The sequence below is a fragment of the Enterovibrio baiacu genome (assembly GCF_004120195.1).
In the GTDB taxonomy this organism is placed as follows: Bacteria; Pseudomonadota; Gammaproteobacteria; order Enterobacterales; family Vibrionaceae; genus Enterovibrio; species Enterovibrio baiacui.
In genome coordinates this window covers 467,147-484,144 of sequence record NZ_SCHN01000005.1, presented here as the reverse complement: position 1 = coordinate 484,144, position 16,998 = coordinate 467,147, and the positions used below count along the sequence as shown (strand labels likewise).

The 16,998-nt window shown below is 47.7% G+C and carries 9 protein-coding genes; 6 read left to right on the top strand and 3 right to left on the bottom strand.

Annotation, left to right across the window (positions count from 1 at the left end; translation table 11 throughout):
* Nucleotides 1–41: 41 nt before the first annotated feature.
* Entirely contained in the window at nt 42–926 is an 885-nt protein-coding gene (locus EQP46_RS02425; protein WP_129492123.1) for a LysR family transcriptional regulator, read from the bottom strand.
* A gap of 128 nt (nt 927–1,054) precedes the next feature.
* Here EQP46_RS02425 and EQP46_RS02420 point away from each other — a divergent pair, with 128 nt between their 5' ends.
* Nucleotides 1,055–2,434, top strand: coding sequence for an MATE family efflux transporter (locus EQP46_RS02420; protein WP_129492122.1), 1,380 nt, complete (start codon nt 1,055–1,057; stop codon nt 2,432–2,434).
* A gap of 61 nt (nt 2,435–2,495) precedes the next feature.
* On the opposite strand, the gene EQP46_RS02415 is transcribed toward EQP46_RS02420, so the two are convergent.
* Both EQP46_RS02415 and EQP46_RS02410 read right to left on the bottom strand, forming a co-directional pair.
* Complete coding sequence (locus EQP46_RS02415; RefSeq protein WP_129492121.1) at nt 2,496–5,393, bottom strand: methyl-accepting chemotaxis protein; 2,898 nt, start codon at nt 5,391–5,393, stop codon at nt 2,496–2,498.
* 90 nt (nt 5,394–5,483) lie between these two features.
* The gene (locus tag EQP46_RS02410; RefSeq protein ID WP_240671608.1) at nt 5,484–6,968 is read right to left on the bottom strand and encodes an ABC transporter substrate-binding protein; all 1,485 of its coding nucleotides are present in this window, start codon (nt 6,966–6,968) and stop codon (nt 5,484–5,486) included.
* Nucleotides 6,969–7,372: 404 nt separating this feature from the next.
* Here EQP46_RS02410 and EQP46_RS02405 point away from each other — a divergent pair, with 404 nt between their 5' ends.
* From EQP46_RS02405 to EQP46_RS02385, 5 genes are all read left to right on the top strand, one after another.
* Nucleotides 7,373–7,900, top strand: coding sequence for an NADPH-dependent FMN reductase (locus EQP46_RS02405; RefSeq protein ID WP_129492119.1), 528 nt, complete (start codon nt 7,373–7,375; stop codon nt 7,898–7,900).
* Nucleotides 7,901–8,256: 356 nt separating this feature from the next.
* A complete protein-coding gene (locus EQP46_RS02400; RefSeq protein WP_129492118.1) occupies nt 8,257–9,378 on the top strand; it encodes an efflux RND transporter periplasmic adaptor subunit in 1,122 nt (373 codons plus the stop codon).
* A gap of 6 nt (nt 9,379–9,384) precedes the next feature.
* Nucleotides 9,385–12,534 carry an efflux RND transporter permease subunit gene (locus tag EQP46_RS02395; RefSeq protein ID WP_129492117.1) on the top strand — a complete coding sequence of 1,050 codons (3,150 nt, stop codon included), beginning with the start codon at nt 9,385–9,387 and terminating at the stop codon, nt 12,532–12,534.
* A 596-nt stretch (nt 12,535–13,130) separates the two neighbouring features.
* Nucleotides 13,131–14,483: a C4-dicarboxylate transporter DcuC gene (gene dcuC / locus EQP46_RS02390; RefSeq protein WP_129492116.1), complete on the top strand. Its 1,353-nt coding sequence runs from the start codon at nt 13,131–13,133 to the stop codon at nt 14,481–14,483.
* 510 nt (nt 14,484–14,993) lie between these two features.
* Nucleotides 14,994–16,979, top strand: a complete 1,986-nt coding sequence (locus tag EQP46_RS02385; RefSeq protein ID WP_192545469.1) for an EAL domain-containing protein — start codon at nt 14,994–14,996, stop codon at nt 16,977–16,979.
* Nucleotides 16,980–16,998: the final 19 nt, after the last annotated feature.

Sequence of the window (16,998 nt, the reverse complement as noted above, 5' to 3'; positions counted from 1 at the left end):
GCCCGTTATGGGCGTTTTTTCTTTTCTGACGAGGCGCTTTGTTATCGCTGGGAAGGGAACAGAGAAAACAAAGTCGTATCGAGCCATGTCATGACTTTGTCCCAGCCGCGTGCTTTACGTTTGATAACGCTCAGCGTGTAAATCGGTGGACTGGACAACTCTTGTGTAGAAATGATTTTCACTTGGCCATGGTGCCACTCATGCTTTGCAATGTGCTCGGGAACAAACGCCCAGCCAACACCTCGCATGACCAAGTTAATGATGTAAAAGTAGCTATCAACGTGCCAATAGCGCGGCGAAATAGGTTGCTCTTGCGAATACCCTAACCGATCTCGAATGGCGAGCTGTCGATACGTGATCAAATCGTCTTCATGCGGGTGTTCAATGAGACTCAATGGGTGGTCACACGGGGCGATCATGACTTGTTTGATCGTAGCCAAATCATACCAATCTAACGATTCTGACAACGGTTTCATGCGGAAGATGAAACCAATGTCGGCGCGGCCTTCATTCACCCACGTTGCAATGTCATCTTGCGAGCCATTGAGTATGGTGAGCTTCAAGTTTGGGAAATTATCGGCCAGCATGACAAATAAGGTTTCAAAGGTTTGAATCGGTACCGCTTCATCCATGGCGACGTTGAAAGAGACAGGGTCGCCTTCGGTCACCGCCATTGCGCGCGAGTTCATGCGCTGGCATTGTTGCAAAATGGCTTTCGCATCCACCAACATTTCTTTTCCGGCGTCAGTCAGCACGGGTAACTTAGCGCTGCGGTCAAACAACTCAAACCCTAAATCCACTTCAAGGTTAGAAATGGCAGTACTGACGCGAGATTGCGCTTTGCCTAGTCGCCTTGCTGCGGCAGAAAAAGATCCACATTCAGCCGCTTCAACAAAGGCCTTTAATTGATCGAGCGTCCAGTTCATCACAGTAACCTAAAGGTATAAATCACAATAAGACAATGACTTAATCTATCTCATTTTCGGATGGATTGTAACTTTATCCTATCGGTTTAAACGAGATAATAGCCGCCTCCTTTTTTGATGAAACTTTTATGCATACTTCTTCTTTAGAACACAACGGTTCGATCAGTCGCACTTTCTGGCGATATACCATTCCAGCGATTGCAGCAATGATTGTGAACGGCCTCTATCAATTGGTTGATGGCGTTTTTGTTGGCCACTACATTGGCGCAGAGGGTTTGGCGGCCATCAATATTGCGTGGCCCGTGATTGCGCTCGTGAGCGGATTGGGTCTTCTCATTGGCATGGGTTCAGGTAGCCTAGTTTCCATTTACCGTGGTGAGGAAAAGATCCCTGCCGCGCGAACCGCCATGTTTACTGGTCTCATGCTGATCATCGTGTTTGGCGTGTTGGCGTCTCTCTACCTGGCATTCCTGGGTGACCCCCTGATCGGTTTGCAGGGGGCGCAAGGCATGACGCAAGCATACGCAGCGGATTACATCCGTGTCTTTTCACTGTGCGCGATGGCGACAGTCGCGTCAGGTGCTTTGCCGTTTCTTATCCGAAATGATGATAGTCCGATCGTCGCAACGGCCATGATGGTGGTAGGTGCGTTAACGAACATCGTACTCGATTACCTGTTTATCGGCGTACTGCATTGGGGGTTAGCCGGTGCGGCATGGGCAACCGTGATTGCACAGCTCACCACAGTCGCCATGGCGTTTGTGTACCTGTTGTCACGTCACTCTTATTTGTCGGTTTTTTCTCATCAGCTGCAATTTAGCCTGAGTGATGCAAGAAAAAGCGTAGCAATGGGCGTGTCGTCCCTCGTGATGTATTTGTACTACGGCGTGCTAGTGGCGTTTCACAACCGCTTATTTGTGGAATACGGCTCGCCAATCAGCATCGCGTCATTCGCCATTGTTGGCTATTTAATGACCTTGTATTACGTGGTTGCTGAAGGCATTGCTGAAGGTATGCAACCACAAGTGAGTTTCTATCACGGTGCGCGTCAATTCTCGAATATCGCGAAAGTCGCGAAACTAGCCACCATGGTGTCTTTGGGGGCGGGGCTGCTGTGGCTAGGGGTACTGAATGCGTTTCCTGAACACGTTATTGGTTGGTTCACCACGGGCGATCCGGCGTTGGTGGACGAAGCCACCTTGGGTATTCGTTTGCACCTATCAGCGATGTATCTCGATGGCCTGATCATTTTGGCATCGATGTACTTTCTTTCCGTTGGAAAGGGCGGGACATCGTTGAGTATTTCCGTGGCAAACATGTTGGTTCAGTTTCCATTTCTGGCGATCATGCCGAAACTGTTCGGGTTGCAAGGTGTTTGGCTGGCGATGCCACTCTCAAACATTGTGTTGGCATCCATTGTCATTCCATTGATGTGGCGTCATATCAAGCGACAGCGTAGAACAGAAACACATAGAGTGACGCCGTCACTTGCTACAGTGAGCCAGTGATTCTACAAAACAACAGAGGGAGCATCATGCTCCCTCTGTTGTTTTGTATAAGCGCACCGTTTTAAAACTCATCCCACTCAACGTCATTATCGTCAACGAGCGGTTTAGGTCTTGTCTCCAGTTTTCTCTGTGGCTTCGCTTTTCGCTTAAAAATTGGTGTTTTAATTTCTTCGTCGACTTGTGTGACGGTAAAGAATTCCATCATCACATTCATGTCCTGCGCTTGCGAGAGCATGCTTTCACCCGCGGTGGCAGCTTGTTCAACCAAGGCTGCGTTTTGTTGCGTCATGGTGTCCATTCTGGCAATGGCAATGTTTACTTGCTCAATGCCTGAGCTTTGATCTTGTGCTGCATCACTAATCTCCGCCATTTTGATACCGACTTCTTCCACCATATTGACGATCTCTTGCAAAGTATCGCCAGATTCAATCACCAATTCCGCACCGTCTTCGACCTTCTTGTTGGTATCACGGATCAGTTCTTTGATTTCCTTTGCCGCTTCCGCTGAACGTTGCGCGAGGCTGCGCACTTCACCTGCGACAACCGCAAAACCTCGGCCCTGTTCCCCTGCACGTGCAGCCTCAACGGCGGCATTAAGCGCGAGTAGATTGGTTTGGAAAGCGATTTCATCGATCACGCCAATGATGTCTGAAATCTTATTACTCGCACCACTAATTTGATCCATCGCCGAGATGGTGCGCATTACGACATTACCGCCTTCACGGGCTTTTAGACGGGCCTCCTCACTCAGCTTGTTCGCAACTTTGGCATTCTCTGCGCTTTGCTTGACGGTCTCTGTCATGTTTTCCATGCTGGCCGCCGTTTCTTGCAGCGAGGTTGCTTGGTCTTCCGTACGTTGGCTAAGGTCTCGGTTACCTGAAGCGATTTCATTCGATGAACTTGAAATGGTGCTCGAGGCTTGCCTGATGTTGCTGATCACTTGGGTCAGTTTATCGATGGTAGAGTTGGTGTCGATTTTTAGCTGACCAAATCGTCCTGTGTAGCTTTGTTCAATGCGCTCGGTAAGATTGCCGCTTGCGATCGAGCCAAGGATCCGCTGCATGTCAGCCAAGGCTGTGTCTGTGTTTGATGTGAGGTTATTTAAACCTTGTGCGAGGTTAAGGAAGAAGCCTTGCTTGTCCTGCAACGAGAGTTGTTTGGTAAAATCGCCACGGCTGGCCGCGTCTACCATGCCGTCAATCTCACGTTCAATCGCCACTTCTGCGGTGCGATCTGTCCACTCGATGACGGTACCAATGCGTTGACCGTCATCGTCGATGATCGCATTGGCTGCAATGGCCATTGTGCGTGTGCCTACAGGCAATTCAATATGATGTGTTCCTTCGAGTTGATCCAAGATATTGCGTTGATGTGCCGGGTTTTTATGGAAGAAGTCGATATTCTGACCCAGAATTTTGTCTGGGTTAAAGCGAGGAACCAGTGTGGCGAAATCATCTTTCGCGTTTTCCATTAACGCATGCGCGGTGCGGTTTAGGTAGATGATGTTGTAGTCTTTATCCGCAATCATGGTGTTAGTAGACACGTTGTCGAGTGCCTGTCGAACGCGCACATTTTCCTCTGCACGTAACTTGGCGTTTTTCTCCATTTCCGCGCGAAGGTTTTCTGAATTCTCAACGTTTTCCAAAGACGTATTGGTCGCTTCTTTAATCGACAGCAGATCGCCTTGAAAATCGGCTTCAATGCGGTTGCTAAAGTCTCCTTTCGCAAGGCCTTCCATGACTTTATTAATTTCAGACAATGCTTGTTGGGTGCTTTGCATAAAGCTGTTGAATGCATCGGCAGATTGACCAATTTCGTCTTGGCTTTTTACTTCTACACGTGCCGAGAAATCGCCATTCAGGGCGACGGTTTCGAGCTTCTTGGTAAGTTCGATAATAGGACGCGTCACAGATTGCGTAAAGACAGTTGCTATCACCGTGATGAGCACGACGCCGCTAACCAGAATAAACCCAAGCAACCATTTTAACGAGATGATGGTACCAAAGGCTTCGGATTCATCGATCTCTGCGATGAGCGCCCACGATGTGTCGCCAAAGGGAATCGACGTATAGGCTGACAACACAGGGATATCTCGATAATCGCTAACCACTTCATAAGCAGAAAGACCGGCTAAGGCATTGCGTGTAGCAACGGTTTTAATGTTACCTACTTCTGGATTGGCAAATGACGCTAAAACAGAGTGGCTGTTATCAGCGAGGTGAGAGTCTGAGCGCATCAAGTAGTCGGGCCCGACCAAATAGGTTTCGCCGGATTCTCCCATTCCGGTGCGTTGAAGCATGATCTTGTTTATTTCATCGACAGAGAGTTGAAGCACGGCGACGGCCAGTGTGTTGCCGCTTAAATCAACAATAGGGCGACCTATGAAGGCGGTGGGGGCGTCGTTTTGTGGCGCGTAGCGCTGGTAATCTTGAACATGTGTTTCTTTTGATGCGAGCACTTTTCGGAACAAAGAGGCGAGAGGGCTGTTCTTCAGTGTGCCCGTATTCAGGTTCGCGCCAAGGTCGCTGTTACGGTTCGCGGAGAACACCACATGGCCGCTATTGGCTTGAATAATAAATACATCGGAATAGCCATAAACATTCACGTAGTCACTCAGCGTGCTACCTTGGGAACTCCAAATTTCATCGTACTCATAGGTGTCGGTGTTGAACGGGTCATTGTCGCCAATCTCTTCATCGACGGCATAGAACTGAAGCAGTTTTTGAATTTGCTTGGTGTCTTCACTGCCTGCCAGAATTTTAATATCGTCATAGGCGCGCTCGATGTAGGCTTCAATTTGTGTTTTCTTGACTTCTCGCATGCTGACGAGCTGTGCAAAGGCTTGGCTTTGCATGGCTTCACTGGATTTGGCGAGAGCAGCATAACCGACGACCATGATCGGCACGCCCCCGATGAAAAGGAAGATAAGCAGCAGTTTTGTTCTTAACTTTCCAAACATGGTTAACCCTTCTTTCTCATCAAGTTGGAAACGAAAAGCGTTCCCCTAAATGGATTTACCCGCGGTGACATACGGATGTTCTAGCGCTTTCTAGCGAACAGACCAGTGTTCATCGGACACCTCTATTTCCCAAAGCGGCATGTTTGCCATGCGGTAAGGGGAATAGGTGACGTGTTTGTTGACGGCTAACACCTTATTAGGTGTGGGCACAAACAGCATGTATCCGTTGTCATAGACGTGGTACATGATCTTTTCAGAGACGTTGTCGAAAGCGGACGTGCCGACAGACTCACGGAACATCTCCTCCACATAACCATCGAGCTGAGGATCCGGTGAAATGGTGCTCCAGTAGTTGTGGGTACGATAGACGAGGAATGCTGACCAAGGGTGGTTGTAGTACCAATCGTCATCTCCCCACGCGAGTAAATCCCATTGCTTAGTGTTCTTGCCTGCATTGGTACTGAGCAATTGCCCGAACACATCCTTTTCACTGGTTGTAATATCGAACTTGAGCTTTACACCAACTTTGCGAAGGTCTCGGTCGATGCCTTTCCAAATGTGCATGTATCTGTCTTGTGTATAAACGTTCAGCACTAACCCATCGAGGGTGCGCTTGAGTTGATCACGAATGGCTTTTGGGTCTTCAACGTCTGAATAAGCCTTGAGTTTTTTGACCACCTTATCGACGCCGGGGTAGAGCGGGGCAGCGAGGGTCGGTTTGACTTGCCCTTCACCGTCATAATATTTGCTGAGTAAACGGCGTTGGTCGATGGCTTTGTTCAGGGCAACGCGGACCGCTTTGTCTTGAAGGCGTTTGTTGCCCGTGATCATGTTGATGTGAATGGCGATGTTATCGGTTGATGGTGCGGTCACCAATTTAGCGTAGAGCGATTGATTGACGCGGCGCTTCTCAGACACAGGGATCGGCATGATATCTAACTCGCCATCTCTGTCTATTGCTCTTTCTAGCGCTACCTTGCTGTCGAGTTCGGTGTAGACGGTGACCTTTTCAATTTTCGGATAGTCGGGGTTCCAATAGTTTGGATTGGCTTCAAGCACAGCATTTGGGGTCTGGCGATCGCCTTCAATGTATCCTTCTTTGAGGATGTAAGGGCCAAGGCCATACGGGCCAGGCTCTGCCAAATTCGGGCACGTCGCTTTGCCGTTCCAGCCGAATTTTTCTAAATACGTACGGGTATAAAATTGAATCCAAATGGCATCGTTAAGAAATTGCCCGTATTTCTGCGTTAAATGAAAACGCACTGTGTAGTCATCAATTTTCTCAGCGCGATCAAATACCGTGTCTATTTTGGTGAAGAGAAAAGGCGCTTTCTTAAAGTACTCCATATTTAACAGCACAGCATCTGCATTAAACGGTGTGCCATCTTGGAATTTAACACCTTTTCTTAGTGTGAATTCATAGGTGCGTTCATCAATGACGCTGTGGCTGGTTGCCATGTCATATTCCCACCCTTGTGCGTTATTTGCAGGGCGAAGAAGCGCAGCATTGATGGAATGGGAAATATAGATATAAGGCAGGCTGGGAATGAACACTTTTAAGTGTGACCCCGACACAGGCTTCGCCAACGCGATGCTAGATGCAAAGAAAAAAAGAAAAAAGATGGCGCTTATACACCTGAGCAATGTCTTCATAACGACAACCGTGTCCTTTGATTGTGAGTTCGAATTATTAGGAAGTTGCTGTTTAGTCATTGAAAAGTGTAGTTAAGTATTGGCTCATTAATGAGACGTTTATTTCTAAAGTGTGGATGTGTGCGGTTATATGTCTATAAACAAAGGCTTTTTATTTTATGAGGGCGATTTGAAATGAAAAAGATGCAAAATGACGATGTGTGATTTTTTGACAAAAACACCATAAAAACAACTGACTGAGTACCGGTGCTGGCATGGCGCGATGGGAGTGTTATGCTGGCACGGATAATTGTTAGGCATCACCTATAGATCTTCAAGGAGAGAAAATGAAAGTATTGGCGTTTGCAGCTTCGAGCAGCACGGAATCCATCAATAGACAATTGGTAACCTATGCAGCAAGTCTGGTTGATGGCGCAGAAACGGAAGTGCTCGACCTGAATGACTACGAATTACCGCTGTTCAGCGTTGATCTGGAAAAAACATTGGGCCAGCCTGATAAAGCCAAAGCCTTTTTCGAGAAAATTGGTCAGGCCGATGCGCTGGTGATTTCCTTCGCTGAACACAACGGTTCATATTCTGCGGCCTATAAAAACCTGTTTGATTGGGCATCACGCATTAATCAAAAAGTCTTCCAAGGCAAAAAGACAGTTTTGCTGTCAACGTCCCCTGGCCCAGGTGGTGCGCGCAATGTATTGGCCGCGGCAACCACCTCAGCACCGCACTTTGCAGCCGACGTAACAGCGAGCCTTTCAGTGCCGTCTTTCTATGATAACTTTGATATGGAAACAGGTTCGTTGAAAGATGAAACATTGAACAACGCATTGAAAACCACCATGGCATCGCTGGTGTCATAAAACACTGCCTTTTCAGCATGGCGACGTGCGGGTCGCCATGTGTCTCCTTTTGACACATTTCGTCACATCTTCCCCTTATTTTGTTACTGATTCTTTTGCGCTTTTTGTTGGCCTGTACAGCTAACAGAAAGGATCGCTTGTCATACTTCTGCTGTCATGGCCGTATTTTCTAACATTCCTTATTTGTTTGTTATCAATATGTGCAATCATGTGCACGCTTGGCCTTGAAGAATGTCGGCTAAACAATGACTTGAAGCACATAACGTGGCCTCAGGTCGAATGCGTTTTTATAAAGTAATCAGTAAACCTTCACATTCATCCCCTTTGAGGGAAATGTTAAGGAAAAGGAGAGAAAAATGGTCAACCGGAAGTTACTGCTTCCTGCGCTCATTAGCGCAACGCTATTGGTTGGTTGCGGCGGTAAAGAGGCACAACAGGGCGGCGGGTTCGTCCCTCTGGTGACGGTCGAAGTTGCACAAGTTATTGATTATCAACCGCGCCAAACCTTCGTTGGGCGTACGCAGGCCGTTGAAGATGTCAGCATTGTTCCGCAGGTGTCTGGTTACCTGAAAGAACGTTTTTTCAAAGAAGGTGAGTTGGTTTTCCAAGGACAAAAACTCTATCAAATCGATCCTTCTTTGTATGAAGCCAAAGTGGCGAGTGCAAATGCGGCTGTGGCGCAGGCAAAAGCGGGTGTGACCAATACAAATTTGGATTGGGAACGCGGAAAAGACCTCTTGCCTAAAGGTGGCATTAGCCAATCTGAATTTGACCGATTGACCGCAGTGAAACTGCAGGCGGAAGCGGCGTTAAAGTCTGCGGAAGCGCAGTTGAAAGGCGCTGAAGTTGATATGGCCCATACCGAAATAGTTGCACCTTTTACCGGCCGTATCAGTGAAAGCAATGCCAGCATTGGTGATTTGGTTTCCCCATCAACCGGTGTGCTGACGACCATCGTTAGCCTTGACCCAATGCAAGCGGCTTTCTCGATGAGTGAGAAACAGCGCTTAAACATGGGCGCAGATTTGATCTCGGGCAGTGGCGAAGGCCGCAGCGGCAATGCGGAAGTCTTCCTCAGTCTAGGCAAAGGGCATGACTATAAGCACGCTGGTCACATTGATTACATCGGTAACCGTATTGATCTGAAAACGGGCACCATTGCGCTACGCGCGAGTTTCCCTAACCCTGAATTCCGCTTGTTGCCTGGCCAATATGTGGAAGTAGAAGTGCGTGACAAGAAAGCCACCCCTAGCATTGTTATCCCGCGTATGTCGGTGCAAACCGATCTGGAAGGGGATTACGTCATGGTGCTGAAAGATGGGAACATTGTTGAACGTCGTAACGTGGTATTAGGTGTGCAAACCGATGAAGGTGTGATCGTCAAAGACGGCTTGCAGACAGAAGAACAAGTGTTGGTGAAAGGTCTGCAACGTGTTCGAAACGGCATGACTGTGCGTCTCCAAGATCAGGGAGCATAATCGACGATGTTGAGCCGATTTTTTATCCAGCGCCCAAAATTCGCGCTGGTGATTTCGATTATTCTGACGCTGGCAGGGGCAATCGCATTGCTCAACTTGCCCGTCGCAGAGTACCCAAGGATCAGTCCTCCTTCCGTTAACGTGTCTGCCATTTACTCGGGTGCAAGTGCTGAGGTGGTAGAGCAGGCCATTGCTGACCCGATTGAAACGTCAGTCAACGGTGTCGAGAACATGATCTACATGTCCTCTAAAAGTGCGAATGACGGTTCATACAGCTTGAACGTAACGTTCGACATCGGTACTGACCCTGACATGGCGCAGGTGAACGTGCAGAACCGCGTGGCGCAGATTGAATCTAAACTGCCGCCAGAAGTTCGCCAAGTTGGCGTGACGGTGAAAAAACGTTCTCCCGACTTGTTGATGGTGTTGAACTTTTACTCACCAGAAGGCAAGTATGATGACCAATTTCTGGTTAACTACATCAACCTCAACGTAAAAGACCAACTGGCGCGTGTAAAAGGCATCAGTGAAGTGAACGTGGTGGGCGGTGGTGAATACGCCATGCGTGTATGGTTGAACCCAGAGAAAATGGCCAACCTTGGTATTACCACGTCGGACATTCGCTCTGTGCTTGCGGAGCAAAACGTCCAAGTGGCGGCGGGTGATATCGGCGCGCCACCGTTTAATGACGCGCAGGAAATGACGTTCAAACTCGTGACGCAGGGTCGACTTGGTTCTGTGGAAGAATTCGAGCAAGTGGTTGTGCGTGCAAATACCGACGGCAGCATGGTGTATTTGAAAGACGTAGCTGACGTCTCTCTCGGCCGTAAATTCTACTCGGGTAACGGTAAATACCGCGATCGCCCAGCATCAATCGTGATTTTGAACCTCCAATCTGACGCGAATGCGTTGGAAAGTGGCGGTCTTATCATGGAGAGATTGGAAGATCTTTCTCAGAACTTCCCGAAAGGCATGGCGTATGAAGCCAGTTACGACACGACCTTGTTCGTTGCGGAATCCATCAAAGGCGTTGTGAAAACCTTGATTGAAGCCGTGCTCTTGGTTATCGCTGTGACTTACTTGTTCTTGGGCAGTTTCCGTTCGACCTTGATTCCAGTTATCGCGATCCCTGTTTCGCTGGTGGGCACGTTTGCGATCATGCTTGCCGCTGGGTTTACCGTGAACACGGTGACATTGTTTGGTTTGATACTCGCCATCGGTATCGTGGTGGATGACGCCATCTTGGTGATCGAGAACGTTGATACCAACATGTCGAAAGACCCAAGCCTGACACCGCGACAAGCTACTTTGATTGCAATGAAGGAAGTGACCGGGCCAATCATCACGTCGACCTTGGTGTTGTTAGCGGTGTTCTTGCCTGTTGCAATGCTGCCGGGTATCACAGGCATCATGTACCGTCAGTTCGCACTGACCATTTGTATCTCGGTTCTGATTTCGTCGATCAACGCCTTAACGTTGTCGCCAGCATTGTGTTCCCTTGTGTTGAAACAAGGCGAAGACAACCATGCGCGTTGGTTTACTAAATTCAACCGTGGGTTGGAAAAAGTGACGAACAAATACGGCGCGGTTGCGGGCTTCCTTGTTCGCAAAACCGTGGTGTTAGGGACTTTGTTTGTTGTTGCTGTGGGCGCGGCAGGTTACTTCGCGAAAACCACATCAACCGGCTTTGTTCCGCAAGAAGATAAAGGCGTCCTTTTGGTCAACATTCAGTTGCCAGATGCTGCTTCTTTGTCGCGCACGGAAGAAGTGACACGCAAGCTGACGCAAATCGTGAAGAATGAACCGGGTGTTGACGGCGCAACCGTTGCGAATGGCTTTGCCTTCCTAACGGGGGCTGCCGCATCAAACGGTGCGTCGATGTTCATCAAGCTAAAAGACTGGGAAACCCGTCAGGCGCTTGAGGGCGAGCATGATGCGTTCTCCATCACCAACCGCATTAACGGCGCAGCGGCAATGCAATTGCCGGAAGCGATTGTGTTTGCGATGGGGCCGCCAGCCGTGCCTGGGATGGGCGCTGCATCGGGCTTCGAGTTTGTGTTGGAAGACACCTTAGGCCGTAGCCGAAGTGATCTTGCCATGTTGATGCAGCAATTGATGGTGAAAGCGAATGAGCAGCCTGAAATTGCCCGTACCTTCAGTACATTCCGCGCGAACGTGCCGCATTTCTATGTAGACATTGACCGTGAGAAAGCCAAGCAACTAGGCATTCCACTGTCTGAAATCTTCACCACACTTCAAGGTAACTTGGCGTCGATGTATGTGAATGATTTCAGCATGTATGGCAAGAACTACCGCGTGACCATTCAAGCGGGTTCGGATTACCGTAACGACCTTGATTCACTGGGGCGTTTCCACGTGCGTTCAACCTCGGGTGACATGATCCCACTCAGCACCTTGATTGATGTAGAGCAAGTGTTCGAGCCTGATGTGGCATGGCGTTACAACATGTACCGTTCTGCTGTCATTCAGGGTTCACCTGCACCGGGTTATTCGTCAGGTGATGCGATTGCCGCCATGGAGCGTGTTGCTGCTGAAATGCTCCCACAAGGCTACCAGTATGAATGGACGGGCATGGCTTACCAAGAAGTGCAAGCGGGTAACCTTGCCATTTACGCCTTTATTCTGGCACTGATCTTCATCTACTTGTTCATGGTGGCGCAGTATGAGAGCTGGAGTATTCCACTGGCGATCATTCTCGTTGTGCCCGTCGCGACGTTGGGGTCCTTCCTCGCGCTCGCAATGACAGGTACCCCGCTGAACCTGTACGCGCAGATTGGTTTGGTTCTCTTGATTGCACTGGCGGCGAAGAACGCGATCCTTATCGTGGAATTCGGCAAATATGAGCGTGAAGAGAAAGAGATGTCGATTTCTGATGCGGCTGTGGAAGGCGGTAAGCTGCGTTTCCGCGCGGTGAACATGACATCTTGGTCATTTATCCTCGGTATCATGCCGTTGATTTTCGCAAGTGGCGCCGGTCACATCAGCCAGAACTCTTTGGGTATTTCTCTCACGGGCGGCCTGCTGTGTGTCTTGTTGGCAGGTACATTCTTGATTCCAGGTTTCTTTGCCTTGATTCAACGACTGCGAGAAAAGCACCACGGTGGTTCGACAAAACTGGTGGAATTAGAGGACTGATTTCACCAAAGGAAACCACACTTAAAAGCACCTTCGGGTGCTTTTTTTTGCATTGAATCAGGTAGTAACAGACGACAGTTGTTTTGAGCGAGGTGTTAAAGGTTTGTGCTTTGGTCAGTGAAACAGACCTGACAGGGGGAATGTGGGTGTTTTAAATGTGATTTGCTTCCAAATCTAGGTTTAAGGGTTGGCAATGAATGTAACTGCATCTCAATGAAATACGCGATAAACACCAATCCCCACCTTGAATGGCACTTTCTCTTCGTACTTGTTCACCAAAGTCATGTTGATTAGCAACATTCTGTCTTTACGTTCTCTTCGTCAAAAAACAAAATCATAAAAACCACAAAACGGCATGTTGCTGGCCTTGTCTGTTTTTGATGCGAAATCATCTCATGGATACACCTAATAGATTTATCAATAGCTCAATCATTCATCAAGCTGAAAATCATTGTGCGTATTCAGGGAGACTGCTAGATATCTGCTTCTCTTTGATTCTTTGTGTGAATCAAAGAAGGAAATGACACGTTATGGACTGAATCTTTCCACGGTATCCATACGCTTTCGTGTCAATTTTTGTTTATGGAGAAGCATGAATGACAACGCTCTTTAGCTTGACAGTGATCTTTGCTGTCGGTTACCTCATCGTAAAACGTTACAACCCACAAACGACGCTGTTTATCGGCGGTATGATCCTCATGGTCGCCGGCATTTTCTTCGAAACAGGTATGCCGTTACCTGAGTCTGCATCAAGCGGTTCTGTTGCCCTCGATATATTCACGTTTGTAAAACAGACCACGAGTAAAACGGTTGCAGGTCTTGGTCTCATCATCATGGCCGTGGGTGGTTTCGCGCATTATATGGACCATATCGGTGCTTCTCGTGCGCTGGTAAGCATCGCCATTAAGCCCTTGGGATATTTCAAAGCGCCTTATCTCGTCATGGCGTTGGGATATCTGATCGGACAATTCCTCAATATCTTCATACCAAGTGCTTCTGGGCTTGGTTTGTTGCTGATGGTGACGCTGTACCCAATCTTGGTTCGCTTGGGCGTGAGCAAGATGTCAGCGACTGCTGTGATTGCCACGGCGGCGTGTTTGGACTTGGGGCCTGCGTCAGGGAACGCAAACCTTGCCGCGCGTACCGCAGATATGCCGGTGACGGAATACTTCATTTCTTACCAACTTCCTGTCGCACTGATCACCATGGTCACGATCGCAATACTGCATTTGTTTGTACAACGCTGGTTCGATAGCAGAGAGACAGATAACGGCGATACCGAAATAAACGCGGGCGAAAGCGAAGCGAACCCACCGATGTGGTATGCATTACTGCCTGTTATTCCTTTGGCGTTGCTGCTTATTTTCAGCCCAATGGCGATAGAGTCAGTGAAGATTGATGTCGTCACTGCAATGTTCGTCTCAATTGCTGTCGCAATGTTGTGCGAAACCTTCCGCCGTAAACCAAAAGCTGTTTTCAGTGATATTTTGGTTTACTTCGACAGCATGGGTCGCCAGTTTGCACGGGTTGTTACCCTTGTTGTTGCGGGTCAAACCTTCGCGCAAGGCTTAAAAACCACAGGCTTGTTGAACACCGTAATTGATGGTGCCTTGGCAGCAAGTGTTTCTCCGGCATTGATGGTTATCTTGATGGTGTTAATCATTGCATTGGCAGCAATCATCATGGGTTCAGGCAATGCGCCATTTTTCTCTTTTGCGGCCATCGTGCCAGACATCGCGGGTAAAGTGGGGATTCCGGCAATAGCGATGTTGATGCCAATGCAACTCGCATCGGGCATTGCGCGTTCTATGTCACCTATCACCGGGGCAGTTGTTGCCGTGGCGGGTGTTGCGGGTGTGTCACCGTTTGAATTGGTAAAACGCACTGCCATTCCCATGGTGGGAGCGTTGATCGTGTCAACAGTGGCCTCACTGATTATTGGCGTATAGCGAACAAAGATAGGCATTGAAAAGCCCAGTGATGACTCACTGGGCTTTTTTTCGTCATGTAAACAGCGAATAGACCATTATGACAAGAATATGATTATTTATTTCCTGCCTTATAGATTTAATTCAGTTGCATCAGGAGCGAGACGTAATGTTGAAATTACTAACGTTCCGTCAAGGTTATTATCACTAATCTACTATTTTTCATTAGCGATTAAAGAGAGGTGTTAATTACTAATAGGGGCTTTCTACTGAAAATAAATGATGCTTAAATACGCGCGGATATCAGTTTTTGAGAGTGAATTGGTCAATTTTGAATGATTTTCATAAGAGTTATTTCTATGTGGATGGTTTTAATGTGACTGGTTATTAATGATTCTCGCAAAGTGAACATGATTAAAAATGAAAATCATGTTTATTATGCTGAGGAGATTAATCATTGATTTGAAGGTGTGTGTTGGTTCCTTCTTGAAATTGTGCTCTTTATTTTGAGAATAGTCGTCGGAGTGATGAATGACACACACGGTCAACCTCGTATCGGGATTCAAGATATTTTCAGATGCGCTGAGAGAAGCAGCGCTTGCGCTCCTTCCTTTTATGCTTCTGCGCTCTGTTTGGATATTGTTCACTATCATCAATGAGCATTATTTGATTATTGATCATGATGTGACTGTTGCGTTGTCACAAATGTTTGGTCTTATCTTTCCTCTGTTACTCACAATATCGTTGGCTTATCACCTCGCTCTGGGTTTTTCTTATGAACGTATTCACGCCACTATTTTAACCTTACTGCTGTTTCTCAAGTTCTCTGGTTATATCCAAGTATCGGAAGGAGGAATAGAACTATCGAGCAATTTCGTTTTACCTCAGGCAATTGCAATTCCTGTATTTGTGAGTGTGTTTTATGTTGTTTTACGCCGAGTGTTCAAATTTACGATTGATCGAAAAGGCGTATTGAACCGCTCTTTAAGACATCATATCGACGCCACTTTGCCATATATTGTCATTTACATTTTTGCTCTACTGTTAACGCCAGTCATGCACTATTTTTCCCTTACGCCTTTTGTTGATTGGGTCGCTGAGCAATCTATGCAGTGGCAAAGCGTGGCGTATAACCTATTCATTCATTTGTTCTGGTTAATTGGGATTCATGGTGCTGCGGCTTATTACACCTTCTTTGATGCCCAATTTGTCACGGATGTTTATGTTTCGAATATTCCGTTCACCCAGTTCTTTGATTTGTTTGCTGTGCCAGGGGGCGCGGGAGGAACGTGGTCATTGATCTTGGCGTTGCTCTTGTTTTCTCGTAATCAACATGGGCGTGCTATAGCAAAAATATCCCTGCCTTTTGCGCTGTTGAACATCAATGAGATCCTCCTGTTTGGCTTACCAGTGATTTACAACCCCACGCTTGCTATTCCGTTCATTTTGGTGCCACTTATCAATCAGTTGCTAGCTTTTGTGCTGTTTACAGTGTTTCCGATCAGTGTTGTGAACTTGGACCTTAGTTGGATTACGCCCGTGTTAGCGAATGTTTGGTTGGCGACGGACGGAAATGTCATGGCCGTGTTTGTACAAGCCTGCCTTATTGGGATTGGCGTGATGATTTACCGGCCTTTCATTCGTCGTTTTGAAGTGGACAGTAATGAGATGCTCGGTGAAAAACTCGCACGGCGCTTGCGTCTTAACAGCAGAGTATTGGCGCACGGCGACATGTTGTTGAATAAAGCGCAGAATGCATTGGGCGAACGAGTTGCGACGGTGAATGATCACATGAAGCAACTCTTAGAAGGGGACTTAAAAGTCTACTATCAGCCCCAATACAATGTGAAAACCGGTGAGCTGGCAGGGTTAGAAGCCCTGTTGCGAATTGAAAAAAATGGGGTTGTCAGCAGTCCTACGTTTTTGAAAGATTTCATTTCGGCGGGTCTCGCGAGCTCCATTGATGTTTGGGTGCTAGAGCAAGTGTCATTGGACATGAAAAATTGGAAACAGCGGGGACTTCTTCATACCAAAGTCAGCATGAACCTGACGGTGGAATCGCTGTTAGATCCTGAACATATCGACAATATAAAAGAGATGTTAGACGGTCTCCCTGTGGTGGTTGAGATCACAGAGTCTGGCTATATACAGAACCGAGTGGAAGCCCAATCGGTGATTGTACAGCTTCAAAAGCGTGGCTTTGGTGTTGCAATTGATGATTTTGGCTCCGGCTATGCAAGCCTTTCCATGTTGGCAAAACTGAAGGCCGATTTCGTCAAACTCGATCGTCAGTTCTTAGAAAATGCCTCTTCACCAGAAGGCAAGATTTTGTATCTTCACATCAGTAGTGCGCTTAATGAAATGGGGTATACCGTTATCGCTGAGGGCGTGGAGAGTGAAGCAGAAATGGCGCTTGTTCAAGAGTGCGGCATTGAGTTTGTACAAGGGTATTATTATCAACCTGCGCTGGATAAAAAGGGCATTGAAACGGTGCTTGAAGGCGTGGGGAAAGCATGAATCTAGGACGAGGTTGAGA